The following is a 19,573-nucleotide window of genomic DNA, read 5'->3' on the forward strand; positions in this document are numbered from 1 at the left end:
TCACAAAAGAGCGTATATACACTTGATTTACACAAGTCTATGTACGCTCCTATTTTTCCTAAGATTTTGATTTATTTTTGGAAATTACATCAAAAGCAACAGCTGCCAAAAGTACAATTCCTTTAATAGACATCTGCATATCACTTCCTACTCCAAGTATAGACATCCCATTATTGAGGACACCCATAACCAAAGCACCAATAATAGCACCCATAACTGTACCTACACCACCATATGCTGATGCACCACCTATGAAACAGGCTGCGATTGCATCTAGTTCAAAGTTTAAACCTGCCTGAGGAGATGCTGAGTTAATGCGGGATGCAAACATCATCCCTGCCACTGCAGATAAAACAGCCATGTTCACATATGCCAAGAAAAGCACCTTGTTTGTATTGATACCAGAAAGTTTTGCAGCCTTTTCGTTGCCACCCATTGCATAAAGGTAACGTCCAGGAACAGTGTTTGTTGTAAATATGGAGTAAACTAAAATAAGAAATCCTATAAAGAGCAAGGCAATTGGAATGCCTTTATAAGACGCAAGCCAGAAGAAAAACAAATTAATTACTGCTACTATACCCACAATTTGAGTTATAAAAAGTGGTAACGGACTAAGTGGAAAATCATTTCTTTGTTGTTTTGCTCTCTTTTTTAACTGTAGAACTATATATACAATAGATATAATGATACCTGCAAGAATAGCCGTAAAATTTAACTTTGTCCCAAATCCACCAAAAATATCTGGTATAAATCCAGAGCTAATATTTTGAAAACTCTGAGGAAATGGTGCAAGAGTTAATCCCTTGAGCATTGTAATGGTAAGCCCTCTAAAAAGAAGCATTCCTGCAAGAGTTACTATAAAGGATGGTATTCGTATATAGGCAATCCAAAAACCTTGCCATATTCCAATAATCACTGAAAGTAGAAGTGCAATTAATATAGCAAGTGCAACATTCATTTTCATAGTTATGATAAGTGTACCAGCTACAGCGCCAATTAAAGCACATAAAGATCCTACAGAAAGATCAATATTACCTCCTGTTAAAATAGCAATAGTCATACCGATTGCTAAAATGAATACATATCCATTTTGAAGTATTAAATTTGTTACATTCATAGGAACCAAAAGGACCCCACCTGTTGCAACTTGGAAAAAGGCCATTATTAGTACTAAAGCAATAATCATTGCATATTGTCTTATATTATTTTTGAACATTCTTTTAAATACTTCCATTATTTTACCTCCCTGTTATCTTGCTGGCATACTGCTTGTAGCTTACTATTTGTGCTCTTCATTATACATTTCATTATACTTTCTTGTGATGCATCCTCGCGGGAAAGCTCACCCACAATTTTGCCTTCATTCATTACATAAATTCGATCACACATCCCCAGTATTTCAGGAAGTTCTGAGGAAATAAACACAATGGACTTTCCTCTATCTGCCAGCTTATTAATGATTGTATAAATCTCAAACTTAGCTCCCACATCAATTCCGCGAGTAGGCTCATCTAATATTAATACTTCAGGATCTGCAAAAATCCATTTACTAAGCACTACCTTTTGCTGATTTCCACCAGATAGATTCCCCGCATTTTGAAAAACACTTGGAGATTTAATATTTAATTTTTTTTGGTACTCTTCAGCTACTTGAATTTCTTTATGGTCATCTACAAATTGTTTATTACTTATTTCTTTAAGATTGGCGAGAGATATGTTTCTCCGAATGTCCTGCATAAGAACAAGACCTGCTGTTTTACGATCTTCTGTAACATATGCAAGACCATTATCTATGGCCTCACGAACATTTTTAAGAACAAGTTCTTTGCCATCTTTTATAATTTTCCCGCTTATACGTTTGCCATAAGCTTTACCAAATATGCTCATGGCAAGCTCCGTCCTTCCAGATCCCATTAGACCCGAAAAACCTACGATTTCGCCTTTGTGAACCTTAAAACTTACATCATCAATAATCTTTTTATCTTCAATAAAAGGATCATATACAGTCCAATTTTTAACTTCAAATACAACCTCTCCAATTTTAGATTCTCGAATAGGAAATCGGTTTGTTAGTTCACGGCCTACCATGCCTTTAATGATTCTATCTTCACTTAAATCCTTGTCCATTTTATCTAAGGTCTCTATTGTTCCACCATCACGGATAATGGTAATAGAGTCTGCAATCTTTAAAATCTCACTTAGTTTATGAGAAATAAGAATAGAAGTAATCCCCTCTTTTTTTAATTCTAATAATAAGTTTAATAAATTGTTTGAATCCTGTTCATTCAATGCAGCAGTAGGTTCATCAAGAATCAAAAGTTTTACATTTTTTGCTAACGCTTTTGCAATTTCAACAAGCTGCTGCTTGCCAACACTGATATCTTTAATCAGTGTATTAGAATCGTCGTTTAGACCAACTTTTTGCATTAATTTCTTTGCATTTGCGTGAGTTTCATCCCAACTAATAAAATTATGCTTTGCTTGCTCATTTCCAAGAAATATATTTTCTGCTATTGAAAGATAGGGGATTAGAGCTAATTCTTGGTGAATGATGCCGATTCCCGTTTTTTCACTATCTTTTATTTCCTTAAACATACATTCCTTACCTTCATATATGATCTCACCACTATAAGTACCATATGGATATATTCCGCTGAGTACATTCATAAGAGTTGATTTTCCAGCTCCGTTTTCACCAATTAGAGCATGAATTTCTCCAGGCTTAACTTTAAGATTTACATTATCAAGGGCTTTTACACCAGGAAAAAGCTTTGTAATATTTCTCATTTCAAGTATAAATTCATCCATACCTACATCTCCTAACATTATTCTGATATCTGAAAGCCGAATACCTAATGAAAGGTCTTCGGCTTTAAAAATACAACTGTGTTTAATTTCTACTTCAAATCAGACTCTTTATAATATCCACTGTCTATAAGGATTTTCTTGTAGTTGTCTTTGTCTGCGTAAATAGGATCACAAAGGAATGATGGTACAACTTTCGAACCATTGTTATATGTTTTTGTGTCATTTACCTCAGCTTGTTTACCTTGAACTATTGCATCCACCATTTCAACAACTTTATTTGCAAGTGTTCTTGTATCCTTGAAAATAGACATTGACTGTTGATCATGGATCATTGCAAGTACATTTGGTTTGTCACAGTCTTGACCAGTTAAAACTGGGTATGGCTTAGCCGCACTACCGTAACCAGCATTTTTAAGAGCAGCAACAATACCGATTGCCAAACTATCGTTTGGAGAAAGAACAACATCAAGCTTTGTTCCTTTTGAATAAGTTGATGTGATTAGATTGTCCATTCTTGCTTGTGCTTTTGCTGAATCCCAACCTTGAATAGCGATAGTTGTAAAATCTTTTTGTTTACTGCCTACAACAAGTTTGCCATTGTCAATGTATGGTTGTAGCACGCTCATAGCACCTTTATAGAAAAAGGTTGCATTGTTATCATCTGGTGAACCACCAAACAATTCAATATTGAAAGGACCTTTTCCCTCCTTAAGTCCAAGTTTTTTTTCAATATATTGACCTTGAATTACGCCTACTTTAAAGTTATCAAAGGTTGCATAATAATCTACGTTTGGACTTTTCATAATTAATCTATCATAAGCGATAACTTTGATTCCATTATCTGATGCTTTTTTTAGAACATCTGTAAGAGCGGCACCATCAATGGATGCAATAACAAGAACTTTACATTTTTTTGTAATCATGTTTTCAATAGATTGCACTTGGGCATTTACATCATTGTTTGCATATTGCAAATCAACCTTGTACTTCTTAGCTTCAAGCTGTTTCTTCATGTTTTCACCATCTTGGTTCCAACGCTGAAGAGATTGAGTTGGCATAGCAACACCGATGAGACTTGTTTTTCCACCATCATCTGCTGATGAAGTCGTTGCCGCAGGTTTACTACCGCATGCTGATAAACTAAGAGCAAGCACTCCTGCTAGCATTGTAGAAAGTAATTTTTTCATTTTAGTCCCCCCTATATACAAATATTTGGTATATTTTAATAGTACAACATGTGTACGTTTACCTGAATGTAATTATTTGCCTAGTGATAATCAAATATTGCGCAATTTTTATGCAAAAAAAACCTAGGGCAGCGCAAAAAAATACTACCCTAGGTTTTATTCCATGACTTGACTACCCGCTCTAATACTCCATCTGATGCCAAGAACTCTGTTTATTGTGTTTAAACTCTGTTGGACTTACCCCTGAATATTTCTTAAATACTTTACTGAAATAATTAGGTTCGCTGTATCCTACTGAATAACATACATCCTTAATGGCCATAGAAGTAGTCATTAGAAAATCCTTTGCTTTATTGATTCTGACTATGTTTATATAGTCAGAAAAATTAAAACCAAGTATTTCCTTGAAGGTTCTACTAAAATAATAAGGACTTAAATTAAACTTTGCTGCTGTTTTTTCAAGATCTATTTCCTCTTGAATATTATCTATAATATATTGCTCTACAGCCTTAAAAAGAGCAACTTTTTCCCTGTCAATATTTTGAGACTTTCCAGTAGTATTTATATCACCAAAATAATGAATGCCCTTATCCTCTGATTTATGTTCTAAAGCGCTGCAGGCTTCTTCATAGGATTTATGAAGAAGCTCAAAACCACCATAACACATTCCAATGCCAATGTGCAGAAATATACCAAAGATTTTCTTTACTTCCCGTCTTATGTCAACTGCAAGCACAACTGCATTCTGTTTTACTTCCGCTTTTGTTTCTATATTCATTTCTTCTTCCAAGTTTTTTAATTGAATAAAATAAACTAGCTTATCTGTAAAGAGATAACTTCCAATTGCTTTGTATCTATGATTAATATATTCTTTTACATACTCTCCAATTTGAAATTTAAAGTTTTCATCTTTAGGAGCTTCTTTTAACTCAGCCACAATGGAATATCCATTTTTAAAATCTAAACCAAGATAGCCCTTATAAGTTTGGTAATCGGTTAAATAAAGGGTATCATTAATAATAGAATAGCTTAATTCATTTTCCAAAATAGGCAGGAGAGTATAAAGTTTTTCCTGATTTTCAATTTCCCGTCTTCGTTTCTCTTTCTCACCGTTAACAAAATTTACTGCTTCCTTTATCTTTTCTATAATTTCTGTCTTGCTGAAGGGCTTTAAAATGTACTGCTTCACATTATTTTTAACGGCCTCCACTGCAAAATCAAAATAATCATAAGCTGTGAGAATGATAAAATAGGTATTTGGAAGAAACTTATTAATTTCTTGTACCGCTTTAAGTCCATTGATACCAGGCATTTTTATATCTGTAATAATGATGTCCGGTCGTATCCTTTCTGCTATTTCTATTGCTTCTCTTCCATTTTTAGCTTCACTTATTTCAAGGTGATCCGCAAATGCAGCAGTAAGCATACTAATTATTGAATCTCTATCATACTTTTCATCATCAGCTATAAGCAATTTTAACATATATCTTTCAGCTCCTTTATAGGTATTTTCAAATAAACCTTTGTACCAAAGTCTTTTTTACTCTCTATTCTAAAAATGTTTTTTTGTCCATAAATTAATTCAAGCCTTTGAACTACACTTCTTATGCCCATTCCTGTTGTATGTCCAGTATGCTCAAGTTCAACATCTCCTGAAATAATTTTATTTAAGGTTTCCTCATCAATACCACAACCTGTATCCTCTATAAGCACCGTACATACATTTCCTTGCTCCAAAATATCAATATTTATAACACCACCCTCTTCTTTAGGCTCTATACCATGTATAAATGCATTTTCCACAAAGGGCTGAAGCGTCATTCCAGGAACTAGTACTTTTGATAAATCTCCTCTTACACGGAGATTAAATTTAACCCTATCCTCAAATCTTAATTGTTGAATAAACATATATTGCTTAACCACAGTAACCTCTTCTTCCATTGAGGCATTTCTGTCCATCATTCGGAGGCTGTACCTAAGTATTCCCGAAACCGATGTAATAAGACTTTCTGTTTGCAGAGCATTTTCTCTTATTGCAGTCTGGTTAATACAATTTAAAGTGTTAAATAGGAAGTGGGGATTAATTTGAGATTGTAAAACTTTTAGCTTGGATTGTTTAAGAGCATTTTGATATTTTAATAAATTCATCTCTTCATTTCTAAGCTTCATTTCCAGTTCCGCTTTTTCCTCTATGAAGTTTATATGTTTTTTTATATCATGAATCATCGTACTGAAAGCCTCGGATAATATATCTAGCTCATAAATGAAAGTTTTTTTTCCTTCATAAAATGAAAAATCACCATAGGATACTTTTTTAGAAGCCTCTACCAATTCACGAAGTTTTTCCAATATATTTTTAAGAAAGAATAGAGTATAGAGTATACTTATTATCAAAGCAGTTATTATGTAGAATAGTAATACTTTATATATGGCCTTTTCCTTTTCTTTAAGCTTATTATAAACTTCATTATTATAACTTAGGTAGCTTTCACTGAGCTGTGTTAGGAATGTGTTACTATAAGAGAAAATTTCTTTGGTGAAAATATAATGGTCATAATATATATCGATTCCACCTTGTTTCGAAGATATTTCAATAGCAGCATCTCCAGAGGTTTTATAACTTCTTAAAGAATTTTGCAGGTCCCTTAAAATATATTTGCTGTGAAGGTCAGACTTTCCCTCAAGTAAGATTAGATTATTCATAGCTTTATCATAGCTTGTCTCATACTTTTCTTTACTTTCTTTAGAACTTTCAATCATGTATTTATTAAAATTAGTAAAGGAATCATTGAGGGAGTTTTTAACTTCCTTTGTTACACTCATTTTATTTAGCATACTATCATATGAATAGGTTATTTGTTTGCTTATAATGAAGGATATAATACTATTAGTAGCTATAGGTATAATTGTAATAAGGACAAATATTATAAACTTTCTTCTTAAACTACTGGTTTTCACTATCATACTCTCCTCGTGTTTTTTTTAACTCATCAATGTTATCTTTAGTAACTACAATAACATCTGTAAGAAATATACCTTTAGTATCCTTACCTTCCATAATATCCATTATTATATTTACTGCCTTATATCCCATACCATAGGGGTCTTGTACGATTGTAGACGTAATGGTTCCATTTTTTATATAATCAAGGGTTTCAGGCAAATCATCAAAACAAATAATCTTGACTTTTTCTGCAGCTCCCATACTGATTAATGCTTTAGCTGCACCTTGTCCATCTAGTGCTGAAGCACAAAATATAGCTTTAATATTCTTGTTATTTATCAATATTTTTTTAGTTGCAAGCTCTGCTTCTAGCAGATATGAATCTGAGGACTCAATCTCTGATATGTTAAGTTTTGAATTACTCTTTATATACTCAGTGAAGCCCTTTACTCTTTCAATTTGATTCTTAACATTTTTTCCACCCATAATAATTCCTACATTACCATAGAGACCAACTTGATGAATCATTTCCTTAGCACCAACTCTACCTGCGGTGACATTATCAGTACCTACATAAGCTAAACGTTTACTATTTTCTGCATCAGAATCTACTGTTACAATGGGGATTCCACCTGCTAATACTTTGTCGATAACAGGTTTATACATCGCTTCATCCTGAACATACGTAATAATCCCACTGACTTTAGCAGCATAAGCCATATTTATAAATTTTATGCCTTCGCCTACACTTGCAGTATCTGGTCCTTGAAAATCAATCACAGCATTTCTTTGTTTCGCTGCCTTTTCTGCACCTAATTTTATATATTTCCAATAAGGATTTGAGTACACATGGCTAATTAGTGTTATTTTAGGTTTGATTTTCTCATCAATAATAGTTGGCTCTCTAAGAGCAGTTAGAAGCATCCCGTTCATTATTATAAAGTATAAAATAAACAATGTGTATTTTACAAACATTGGAAATTTCTTCATTTATTTTCACCTCATATGTTAAATTATAACATATCTTACTTTATGTGTAGTGTGAATATTCACAAAAAATGATTTAGTACGAAAATTTTATACTTAGTAAAATATGATTGTATGTATTATCGTGCTTATATAACCAATATTGCTAACAACACAGTTCAAGTAATTAATACTGTTATTACAAATATTACTGTTGATACTTAGCCTATCGCATTTAATTTTACCTTTTCCCTCCACAAAGACATTTTTCTTTATTTTTATACATAAAAGTTATATAATTACCTTATAAATCCATTAAAAAGGAGGTTATTATGAAAAAACTGAAATTCATTATTACAACGTTTACATTAATCATTTTTACAATAAGTTGCACTATTATTTTTAACAACCCTGTTATTGCAAAAGAAACAGTATACGAAGCAACTACTCAACTACAAATGGAAGATATTATATTCAATGCAATTACAAATAGGGAAACATCCCTAAAAATCGAATTTACTGGAGATACAAGCAACATCATGAATCTAGTAAGGGAATCAAGAGACAATGCTACTAAGAGAGACCCTTATGAAGAAGGATGTATTGCTTTAATATCAGGATTTGGTATAAGTAAATTTGCTGATCATGCTGATATTTCCTTTAATTTGTTTCAATATTATACAACGAAAGAACAAGAAGATTTTGTTAATACAGAAGTAAAAAGAATAGTCAATCAAATTACCAATATCAGTATGAATGAAGATGAAAAGGAAAAAGCAATCTATGAATATATTATATCAAATGTTAATTATGACAATACCTTAGCTGGATATACAGCCTACTCTGCATTACATGATAAAGTTACTGTATGTAATGGTTATGCTCAACTCGTTTATAAAATGATGGAACAAGCTGGATTGGATACAAAGATTATAAAAGGCTCCATTGGAAGTAGTGAAAATTCAATTAATCATGAATGGAACATGGTAAACATTAAAGGAAACTGGTATCATTTAGATGCTACCTTGGATAAATCAAACACAAAGGATTCAAAGGTGATTAGTACTAAATACTACAATGTCAATGATGACTTCATTTCTAATACACATACTTATGATAAAACTAAATACCCAACAGCTAGCAAAGCCTATGTTTTTACACCTAGTATACAACCACCAGTTGAACATGGTAGTGATCCTAATACTGGGGGAAGTTCAGGTAATGCAGGAAATAACACTCCATCTAATCCGCCTACTAAGCCAGAACTACCACAGATTGATCCTAATACTGGTGGAAACTCTGGCAATATCAGTACCGGTGGTAATAATACCCAGCCAAAACCAAATACTAAACCAGAATTACCAACAGATGTAAGAGAAATTAAAACATTTATGAATGACCCTCAACCTTCAAATAAAATATGGGAAGTTTCTTTTACCGAAAACATTAATTTAAGTAATATAAATAATTCCAATATTTTTGTTGTAGATAGTAATGGTAATGCAGTGGAAGGTATTAGCTTTGGAAAAGGACATGGCGATAATAAGCTCTTGATTTATCCTCCAAAGTTAGGCTATGTAAATGGACAAAGATATTATCTCTATATAATAAAGAATCTAACTTCTCTAAAAGGCAAAAAACTAAAAACTAATATTAAAATTTCATTTACTATAAAATAAAGACAGGCACTATAACAATATTTTACACAATACACTTATATAACATTATGTAACTTAAGGAGGTATCAAAAGATTGAAAAATGTATTTAAATCATGGGTTAAAATATGTATAAGTACATTTATTGTGATTACTATGAACTATACTACTTCTATTGCAGCACCTGCATGTCCAGATCCTTTTCCAATAACTCAACCTAATGGACAAGCTTTTGAAGCTAAAAACAATGGTGATGAGCATCGAAATTGGACAACCACTGCAGAAGATAATCAAGTTATTATGCAGGATACTGATGGTTATTGGAAATATGCAGAAGTTTCCTTTGGAGAGTTAAAACCGTCAGATGCAAAGGTAGGTATTGATAGTGCACCAACTGAATCCTTAAAAGGTGATGAATGGGTAGAACAAATAAGTCAATATAAGGAAGATGCTGCTACACCTAAGACATACTATGCTCAGGATATAGCTCCTCAAATGTCAATTGCTCCAAGCCCAACAGGAGGTCCACAAAAAATTTTAGTTTTATTAGTAAGCTTTACAGATAAAACCATTCAATATTCTGAAAGTGCTTGGAACAATGAGTTTTTTGGGGATACTGGAAAAACGGTGAAAAATTTTTATAAAGAAAATTCTTTTAACAATTTTTATTTTTCTCCTGCAAATGAATCTTACGGTACTGCCAATGATGGAATAATAAAAGTAACTTTAAATTACCCTCATCCTAATCCAGGAAGTTCTACTGGAGATGCCAATAGAAGAATTGTAAGAGATGCACTTATTGCAGCTGATCCCTATGTAAATTTTGCTAGCTTTGATACTAATGGAAATGGATATATTGAATCAAATGAATTACATATTGTAACTATTGTTGCAGGTTATGAAAGAAGCTGTGGAGCAATAGCACCAAATGTTTGGGGACATAGATGGAGTCTTTTTGGAACTGTACCAGCTCCTATATTAGATGGTAAGTATATTGGTGCTTCAGGACACGGAGGATATACTCAACAAGGTGAAATTCACGCTATAGGTGGAGATCATATGGCAGTCATTGGAATACTTTGTCATGAACTTGCTCATGATTTAGGTGCTACAGATTTATATGATACTGTATCAGGTTATAATGTAGTTGGTGCTAGTAGTTTAATGGATTGTGGTAGCTGGGGAGGTGGATATGGAGATTATAGTGGATCTATTCCAACTCATTTAGATCCATGGCATAAGAGTTTTTTAGGTTTTGTAACGCCAACTATAGTATCTAGTGGAATTCAAACATTAAAATCTGCTACTACAGGACAATACAATGTTATAAAAATCATAACATCAAATCCTGATGAATATTTTCTAGCTGAAAATCGTAACCCAAGTAGTTTTGATTTTGGATTACATTATGAGGGAATCACAGATGGTGGTATTGCTATTTGGCATATCGAAGAAGGAATTATCAACACATACATTTTCTCAGATACCGTAAATAATTCTGGACACAATCCAGGAGTTTACCTTGAAAAAGCGGCATCTTTATCAGAGCCTTATTATAGGCAAGGAGGTCTTAAAGATACTTTTGATGATACAACTACGCCAAATAGCAAGCTTTATAGTGGCGCTAATTCCACTGTATCTCTCAAAGTTCTAGATCCAACAGCTACTTCAATGAGAGTGCAAATTGGTAGTGTACCTATTGCCGAGCTTCAATTCAATCCAGCCACATATGCTGTGAATGAAAATGCTGCAAGTATAGCTTTAACAGTTACTAGAACAGGTGATACTTCTGGACCATTAACTGTGGATTATGCTACTAGTAATGTAACAGCAACTGCAGGCAGTGACTACACTGCGACAAGTGGAACTTTAGCCTTTGCAGCTGGAGAAACAAGTAAGACAATTACAGTACCAATTTTAGATGATGCGGTTTATGAGGGAAATGAGACTTTTAAAATTTCGCTGAGTAATCCATCTACTGGCATAATAGCAGTTAATTCAGCCACTGTAACTATAACGGATGATGAAAATCCACCTGCACAAGTAGGTTTTAATCCTGTTAGCTATTCAGTTGCAGAAAATGACGGCACTGCAAATATTACTGTTGTAAGATCAGGCGATACTACAAGTGCGGTAAGTGTAGATTATGCAACAAATGACAATACAGCATTAACAGGAAGTGACTATACTGCAGTAAGTGGAACATTATCCTTTGCAAGCGGCGAAACCTCAAAAACTATAAATATTCCAATACTTGATGATACTACACATGAATCCAGTGAAAGCTTTAAAGTATCACTTAGTAATCCAACAGGTGGAGGAGTGCTTACGAATACAACGGCAACTGTAAATATAACAGATAATGATTTAGCTCCTGTTATTTCCTTTAATCCAACTACTTACTCAGTAAATGAAAGTATTGGAAATGCTACTGTAACTGTTACAAGAACTGCAAACACCAGTGATACTATAACAGTAGATTATGCTACAGCCAATGGAACAGCCTTAAGTGGATCAGATTATACCTCTACAAGTGGAACCATTACCTTTGCACCAGGTGAAACATCAAAAGCAATAGATATTCCAATTTTAGATGATTCAGATCCAGAAGCTGCTGAAAACTTTAAGGTTATACTTAGTAATGCTTCTGGAGGAGCACAAATAAGCAATAACACAGCTGCAGTTACAATTAATTTAAATGATGGATATGTTGTACCGGTTAATGTTAAGTATCTAGAAGTTGATCCAACCGTTATTATTCCAGATACTATACCTATAGGTAATTCTCAACCAATTACAATTCTGGCTGTATTAGAAGATAACAGCACAGCAGATGTTACAAGTTTAATCCAATGGACTATAGGTAGTCCTGGTGTTATAGATATTAATAATGGTACAATTACAAGCTTATCTCCAGGACTTACAAAAGTTACAGCAACATACTTAGGAAAAAGCTGTTATTTCTATATTGCAGTAGAATAGTTTAATTAAAGCAGCTTGTAATTTTGAATTTTAAGTTAGGTGGTGATTATATTAAGTGATTATTCGTTATAATTCAGCTGCTAATAAAGCAATTAATAATAAAAAGAAAAATACTAATGCCTTAGAGAAACTTTCAGAAAAGCTTGCATCAGGTCTTAGGATTAATAGAGCAGCAGATGATGCTGCAGGATTAAGTATTTCTCAAAAAATGGAAGCTCAAGTTAGAGGTTTAAATTCAGCTACTGATAATGGGTCTAATTCAATTTCTTTAATTCAAACTGCTGAAGGTGCTATGAATAGTATGCATAGTATTCTTCAAAGGGTAAGAGAGTTAAGTATACAGGCTGCAAATGGTACTTTAGTACAATCCGATAGAGAAAATATTGGAGATGAAATGTCCGAATTAGGGCATCAGTTAGATAATATAGTGGATAATACCGAATTTAATACTAAAAAGTTGTTTATAGGTGTTAACGAAACTTTAAACTTTCAAATAGGTGCTAATGAAGGGCAAATAATAAACTTGACAATTGATAAGAGTAAGCTGCCAACTTCATTCTTTCTCTTTAGTGGAGCCAGACAGTACAATGTTGCTGGTGAACCTTGTGCTGATCTATCATTACAAAACAACGCTACTACTATATTAAAAAATACTGATAAATACATTGGACTTGTTTCACAACAAAGATCTAATCTTGGGGCTATACAAAATAAACTTGAACATTCAATCTCATATACACAAATGGCAAGCGAAAATTTAACTCAAGCAAACTCAAGAATTGGCGATGAAGATATGACATCAGGTATGATGGAGTATGTTAAAACACAAATTTTAGATCAAGCTACTATGTCATTACTTAAACAAGCAAATTCACAGCCAGAAATGGTGCTAATGCTTTTGAAATAGGTAATCTAAAATCAAATTAATTTAGGCGTAGGTTAAAGAACTTCTTAAACCTGCGCCCCTTTTTTATATTCTCCTTTTCAGCAATATTTTTTGGTAAAAAGTTATACCAAGATGTATTATTTCTCATATTTCGCTGAATGCTAGCAAAACAAATTGTTAACAATTTGTTTGCGCTCCCAGGAATAATTATGAGCACAGCAAATTTGTTAAATTGTGGTCACCTAATTACAAACTAAATTTGACACAAAACTTTTAACAAGCTGTAACACTTTTGTAATACAAAAGATTTATTATATATACATACCAAGAAACAAACTGTGAAATAAAAAAATCGAAAACATAGAAAAAGGAGTGTATTAAAATGAATAGAAAAAAATTAATGAGTAAAATAATAACTGCAGTAATAGCTGGTGGTGTACTAATTTCAACTGGAACTGCTGTCTTTGCTGCAAATAGTACTAGAAATTCCTCAAATACCAACACTACTAAGCAGGAAGCTAGAATGAATAAAGGAAACAAATCAGACATGATGAAATCAGAACTTGATAAGTTAGTTGTTGCTGGAACTATTACTCAAGCTCAAGAAACTACTATATTAAATAAAACTAGTCAGGAAGAGACAAATAGACAAGCTGAAATGGATAAGGTTAAAAATATGACTGAAGCTGAGCATCAAGCTTACTTTGAAAGCAAAAAAACTTCAGCAAAAACTGATTTTTTAGCCTCTCTTGTAACTGATGGTACTTTAACTCAAGTTCAAGCTGATGCTATAAAGAATGCACTTTCTCAAGGTCATGATGGCAAAGAAGGCAAAAGAGGCGACGGTATGTCTGCTGACAAAATGAAAACTCAACTTGACACTCTAGTTACTGCTGGAACTATCACTCAGGATGAAGAAACTAAAATACTAAACTATTTTACTGAAAAGCAAACTGAAAGACAAGCTGAAATGGATAAAGTTAAAAATATGACTGAAACTGAACGTCAAGCTTACTTTGAAAGCAAAAAGACTACAGCTAAAACTGATATGTTTAGTGAACTTGTAACTGCTGGAATTATATCTCAAAATAAGGCTGATGCTATTAAAGCTGTAATGCCTGCTCCAAAAACTCATGATGCAGCTCAATCCACAACAACAACTAATCAATAAGAAATGATAAAAACCACCAAACTGGTGGTTTTTATTAAGGAATGAATCTAAATATAATAAAGAATAAAGCCAACCATGTTATTTTATAATATACTTGAATTTACTTCATAACTTTTTTATTGGACAAATCAAGGACTTACTTAGTACAAGAGTAAGTCCTTTTTCCTAGGCTTATATTAAAAATATAGATTTATTAATATTATATTGAATTCTAAATTCTTCAATATTCCAGGAAAAAATTAAGTGATGGTCGCCATAAGTATATTGACAAAATAATATCTTAAGTATAATATAAAAATGAATTAATGAATAATTTTATTTTTTATTCATATAATGGCAATAGTATTGAAACAAATAGTCCATATATAAACAGGAGATGATAAATTGCCAAAGGTATATTCAGAAGAAAAGAGAAAAGAAATAAGAGAACAACTTATGACTACAGGTTTGGAACTAATCAAATATAATGGAATAAGAAAAATGAGCATTGCAGAACTTACAAAGAGTGTAGGAATTGCACAAGGTACATTTTACAATTTTTTTAACTCTAAAGAAATGCTTGTATATGAACTAGCTACTACTTATCATGAAAAATTAAATCAAAAGGCAGAAGAAATTATTCAATCAAAAGGATTTTTAGATCGAGAGGATCTGCGAAAATTATACTATAATATGCTTTTAAAGGATGAAGACAATGTATACCGATTCTTAAAAAATGATGACATACAAGCATTAATTACGAGACTTCCCAAAGATCATTTACATAAAATCTCAGATGTAAAAGGGGAAATGGAGAAAAATTTACGTTATGTGAATAGTAAAAAAGAAAATTGTGATTTAAACTTGGTTATTAATTGGATTCAAGTTATGAATCTCACAGTAGAAAATAAAGATATTTTAGAAGAATCAGGGATTGAAAAAATTATTAGCAAAATGATAGAAAATATGTTGGATGAAATATTTTAAAATGAATCCAGAAAGGAAACAAAATAAATGAAATTTTATGAATATGGAGATAAAAATTCACCACATATAATGCTAATTCATGGTGCTGGATGGTCATATTGGCTTTATTTACTCGAAGCTAGATTATTACAAGATAAGTACCATGTAATATTACCTGTTCTAGATGGACATGGTGAAGAACGAAATGTCCCTTATACTTCTACTGAAAAAATTGCAGATCAATTAATTGAATATATTGATAATAATTGTGCTGGCAAACTTTTTGCAATCAGTGGAGTTTCTCTTGGAGGACAAATTACAATAGAACTTTTATCAAGAAGAAAAAACATCACACAAAAAGCAATTGTTGAAAGTGGGCTTTGTATACCCCAACCATTTCTTTTAAAATACAGTATATTTATATATAAACTGTTTGGTAAATTGATATTTTCAAAATTCTTCAACAAATTTTCACTGAAGATGCTTCCTAGGCGAATGCATTTACCAAAAGAAATTGAAGAGTTGTATATTAGAGATGTGACATGTTTAAAGTCTGAAACTCTAAACCAAATTTTTCAAACTTATTATCAATATAAAATAAAAGAAAGCTTAAAAGACAGTGAAGCTGATACTATTTATTGGTATGGAAGTAAAGAACTGAACTGCATCAAGCAATCTGGCCAATTATTTCAATCTTATATGAAAAATTGCCAATTGATTGAATTAAAAAACTATTATCATTCAGAAATAAGTGCCTATCATCCAGAAGAATGGGTTAAAAGAGCAGAGAAATTTTTCATGCAATAACTGGCATCATAAAAGAAACATCAAACAATTACTTGTTCTTCATTGGAAAATCAGATATAGGGCTTCTTGAACTGTTCTTGGGTGTTCTAAGCCTTACCCATACACTTGAGCCAGCTCATTCCTCTCAACTCTTATGATGCGTGAGATGATCTATCGTTTAATCTCGAGCAAATATGGACACCTATTTCTTCAGCAAGCTCTCTATGACCAAGCAGCCTGATGATATATGAAAAGTAATCGGGTGGATAAAGAAAATTTATATTCTGCTACCTTATGCTTTTTATATTTCATAGAGCTTAAAGCGTAATATTTAATCCTGTCACTACACTTAAATTAACACCTAAATAAAGTGTCAATGTAATACTAGAGGTTAAACTCCTTAGTATTACATATCAGCTCTTTCTGGAGTTTAAATTTAGAAATACATTTAAATGATACTCTTTGTAAATAAAACCATTAAGTTTCAGTATAAAAAACTATAATATCTTTCTACTGGACTTTATATTTGCCATTCCACTATTTTAAAAATTTATTAAATTGTTCTTTGTCTTCTTCAGATAACGTATCGGATAAAACATTACGTTCCATCCTATATTTTTTACTATATTCTTCCATCATTCTTTTATTAGCCCACTTTATCTCTTCCATTAACTCCATAGCAGAGAATAACGCTGCTCCATTTCCTCTAATGATTATCTGTTCTAAGTTATCTGAAGTGGCAACTGTTATACTGTAATTTCCATGGTTCTGATGAACAAATTTTTCAATATATTGATCTGCAGTTTCCGCTTCTTTTGTATAAACAACATGAATGTTATTATAATCACATATTTCCACTCGGTGCCCCTCAACACGGTAAGCATCAAAAACTACGATAATTTTATTTTTTTTAATACCTTGATAATTACATAAAATATCTAGTAATTTTGTCCTGGCTGCATCAATATTATCCTTTGCAATTTCACTTAGTTCCTTCCAAGCGAAAACAATATTATAGCCATCCACCAATAGATAGCTTTCCTTTGCTATATTATTTACACTGCTATAAGTATCAGTTTTATAATGGCTCTCCAGAGCAGTTCTTCTTTTTTTCCAAATAGATTTTTTACCTTGATTGGCATAAAAGGTTCTACTTATGATCTCATCAATTTCATCTAAGCCTATAGTTTGTTCCTGTGCTGGGGATGATTTTTTTGTTATTTGTGAACTAATGCTTTTTTCTTTCTGCAAATAGCTTTCTAAATGCATATGATTTTTAACCTCATCCCAATTCACTAAAAAACCAGTACCATTAGCACAAAAAACTGAACCTGTAGGATTGGCTGTATCTCTTTCTGGATCATATCCAATACTTTTTATAATTTCATCTGAATTATGGCAAGGCGCATATCCATTTAAACTGTAAAATAATCTTCCCTTGCCTTTGGTATAGCTAATCACATCTCTTTGGTAGTTTCTCATGGTAACCACAGGAGCGCTTCCCACAACTGTTGCTATATCTCCATTTACCCCAGTTATTTCGCAAGTCCCATGCATTTTTTCAATATCAGTCATGGCTCTTCCCACCATTTTTTCCGGCAGTTCTAATTGAAATTCATAATATGGTTCTAGCAATATAGCATTTGCCTGCATAAGCCCCTGTCTCACTGCACGATAAGTGGCTTCTCTAAAATCACCACCCTCAGTATGCTTTTTATGGGCCCTTCCTGCAACTAATGTTATTTTCATATCTGTTATCATTGAGCCAGTTAAAACACCTTTATGAGCCTTTTCTTCTAAATGAGTCAGTATCAATCTCTGCCAGTTCTTTTCCAAACAATCTTCACTACAGTTTGTAAAAAACTGTAAGCCACTGCCAAGTTCCCCAGGCTCCATCAATAGATGTACCTCAGCATAATGCCTTAGAGGCTCAAAATGACCAACACCTTCTACAGTATTCAAAATTGTTTCTTTATAAAGTATAGTTCCAGAATCGAAGGTTACATCAATATCAAAACGATCTTTTATAATGCTTTGTAAAATTTCAATTTGTACTTCTCCCATTATTTGAACCTGAATTTCTTGCAAATTTTCCTCCCAAATAATATGAAGTTCAGGTTCCTCCTCCTCTATTTCACGCAGCTTTGGAAGCAAGATTCTTGGATCACAGTCCTCTTTCAATATAACCTGGTATGACAATACCGGCTCAAGCAGTGGTTTAGAAGATGCACTTTCGGCGCCAAGACCTTCACCTGGATAAGTTTTTGTAAGTCCAGTAACCACACATATTGCTCCAGCCTCCGCTTCACTTACAAGTTCAAATTTCTGACCTGAGTAAATTCGAATTTGATTTATTTTCTCTTCCCAAATATTATATATACTATTTTCCATGTCTGTAGATTTATTGTTTAAAGCTGTCTTAACCTTTAGGCTTCCTCCAGTTATCTTCATAAAGGTTAGACGATTTCCTTGATCATCTCTAGAAATTTTAAATACTTTTGCACCAAACTCCTCTGGATAGGAAGGTCTTTCAGAATACTTTACTATCCCATTAATAAATTCTTCTACACCTTCTAATTTAAGTGCGGACCCAAAATAACATGGAAAAACCTTACGACTCTTTATTAGTTCAGAAATCATAGCGCTTTTAATTTCACCTGTTTCTATAAAATTCTCCATAACCTTTTCGTCACACATTGCAATTTGATCATAAAAAATCTCCATATCATTTTCTTGAAACTCTATACACCCATCATTTAATCTATCTTGTAGCTCTTTCATAAGCTTTTCTTTATCAGTGCCTATTTGATCCATTTTATTAATGAATATAAACACTGGAACTTTATATATAGACAGTAAACGCCATAAGGTTTGGGTATGACCCTGTATTCCATCAGCACCACTTACGACTAATATTGCATAATCCAATACTTGAAGTGTTCTTTCCATCTCTGCTGAAAAATCCACATGCCCTGGAGTATCAAGCAAAGTAATTTGTGCTTCATCCACCTGAAATATGGCTTGCTTTGAGAATATGGTTATTCCTCTTTCTTTCTCAAGCTTATAGGTATCTAGATAAGCATCTTTATTGTCTACTCTTCCTAGCTTTCGAATTTTTCCACTTAAATATAGCATACTTTCTGATAATGTTGTTTTTCCCGCATCTACATGTGCTAATATTCCTACTACTATTTTTTTCATGATCTATTCCAATTCCTTTACTTTGGTATCAACTTATATCT

13 protein-coding genes are annotated in these 19,573 nt (G+C 32.6%); 6 read left to right on the forward strand and 7 right to left on the reverse strand.

Going from position 1 to position 19,573, the window contains the following annotated elements:
• Nucleotides 1-58: 58 nt before the first annotated feature.
• The 6 genes from mmsB to Q6H37_RS20210 form a co-directional block, all read right to left on the reverse strand.
• Nucleotides 59-1,234, reverse strand: coding sequence for a multiple monosaccharide ABC transporter permease (mmsB, locus tag Q6H37_RS20185; protein WP_318735843.1), 1,176 nt, complete (start codon nucleotides 1,232-1,234; stop codon nucleotides 59-61).
• On the reverse strand, nucleotides 1,234-2,808 hold the full coding sequence (gene mmsA / locus Q6H37_RS20190) for a multiple monosaccharide ABC transporter ATP-binding protein (RefSeq protein ID WP_318735844.1): 1,575 nt from the start codon (nucleotides 2,806-2,808) through the stop codon (nucleotides 1,234-1,236). Before mmsA ends, mmsB begins: the two co-directional genes overlap by 1 nt.
• A gap of 89 nt (nucleotides 2,809-2,897) precedes the next feature.
• The gene (chvE, locus tag Q6H37_RS20195) at nucleotides 2,898-3,995 is read right to left on the reverse strand and encodes a multiple monosaccharide ABC transporter substrate-binding protein (protein ID WP_318735845.1); all 1,098 of its coding nucleotides are present in this window, start codon (nucleotides 3,993-3,995) and stop codon (nucleotides 2,898-2,900) included.
• A 181-nt stretch (nucleotides 3,996-4,176) separates the two neighbouring features.
• Complete coding sequence (locus tag Q6H37_RS20200) at nucleotides 4,177-5,478, reverse strand: response regulator (RefSeq protein WP_318735848.1); 1,302 nt, start codon at nucleotides 5,476-5,478, stop codon at nucleotides 4,177-4,179.
• Nucleotides 5,472-6,959, reverse strand: a complete 1,488-nt coding sequence (locus tag Q6H37_RS20205; RefSeq protein WP_318735850.1) for a sensor histidine kinase — start codon at nucleotides 6,957-6,959, stop codon at nucleotides 5,472-5,474. Before Q6H37_RS20205 ends, Q6H37_RS20200 begins: the two co-directional genes overlap by 7 nt.
• The gene (locus Q6H37_RS20210; protein WP_318735853.1) at nucleotides 6,940-7,929 is read right to left on the reverse strand and encodes a substrate-binding domain-containing protein; all 990 of its coding nucleotides are present in this window, start codon (nucleotides 7,927-7,929) and stop codon (nucleotides 6,940-6,942) included. The genes Q6H37_RS20205 and Q6H37_RS20210 overlap by 20 nt, the downstream gene beginning before the upstream one ends.
• A gap of 308 nt (nucleotides 7,930-8,237) precedes the next feature.
• On the opposite strand from Q6H37_RS20210, the gene Q6H37_RS20215 reads away from it, so the two are divergent.
• The 6 genes from Q6H37_RS20215 to Q6H37_RS20240 all read left to right on the forward strand — a co-directional run bounded on the left by Q6H37_RS20215 (nucleotide 8,238) and on the right by Q6H37_RS20240 (nucleotide 16,352).
• Complete coding sequence (locus Q6H37_RS20215) at nucleotides 8,238-9,584, forward strand: transglutaminase domain-containing protein (RefSeq protein ID WP_318735854.1); 1,347 nt, start codon at nucleotides 8,238-8,240, stop codon at nucleotides 9,582-9,584.
• Between the two features lie 73 nt (nucleotides 9,585-9,657).
• A complete protein-coding gene (locus Q6H37_RS20220) occupies nucleotides 9,658-12,543 on the forward strand; it encodes a Calx-beta domain-containing protein (protein ID WP_318735856.1) in 2,886 nt (961 codons plus the stop codon).
• A gap of 55 nt (nucleotides 12,544-12,598) precedes the next feature.
• Nucleotides 12,599-13,450, forward strand: a complete 852-nt coding sequence (locus tag Q6H37_RS20225) for a flagellin (RefSeq protein WP_318735858.1) — start codon at nucleotides 12,599-12,601, stop codon at nucleotides 13,448-13,450.
• A 361-nt stretch (nucleotides 13,451-13,811) separates the two neighbouring features.
• Nucleotides 13,812-14,600, forward strand: coding sequence for a hypothetical protein (locus Q6H37_RS20230; RefSeq protein WP_318735860.1), 789 nt, complete (start codon nucleotides 13,812-13,814; stop codon nucleotides 14,598-14,600).
• Between the two features lie 384 nt (nucleotides 14,601-14,984).
• Nucleotides 14,985-15,566: a TetR/AcrR family transcriptional regulator gene (locus Q6H37_RS20235; protein ID WP_318735862.1), complete on the forward strand. Its 582-nt coding sequence runs from the start codon at nucleotides 14,985-14,987 to the stop codon at nucleotides 15,564-15,566.
• 27 nt (nucleotides 15,567-15,593) lie between these two features.
• A complete protein-coding gene (locus tag Q6H37_RS20240; RefSeq protein ID WP_318735865.1) occupies nucleotides 15,594-16,352 on the forward strand; it encodes an alpha/beta hydrolase in 759 nt (252 codons plus the stop codon).
• A 516-nt stretch (nucleotides 16,353-16,868) separates the two neighbouring features.
• Here Q6H37_RS20240 and Q6H37_RS20245 read toward each other — a convergent pair.
• Complete coding sequence (locus Q6H37_RS20245; protein ID WP_318735867.1) at nucleotides 16,869-19,532, reverse strand: translation factor GTPase family protein; 2,664 nt, start codon at nucleotides 19,530-19,532, stop codon at nucleotides 16,869-16,871.
• Nucleotides 19,533-19,573 lie beyond the last annotated feature (41 nt).

Source organism: Clostridium sp. JS66 (assembly GCF_033561535.1).
Classification (GTDB): Bacteria; Bacillota; Clostridia; order Clostridiales; family Clostridiaceae; genus Clostridium_AM; species Clostridium_AM carboxidivorans.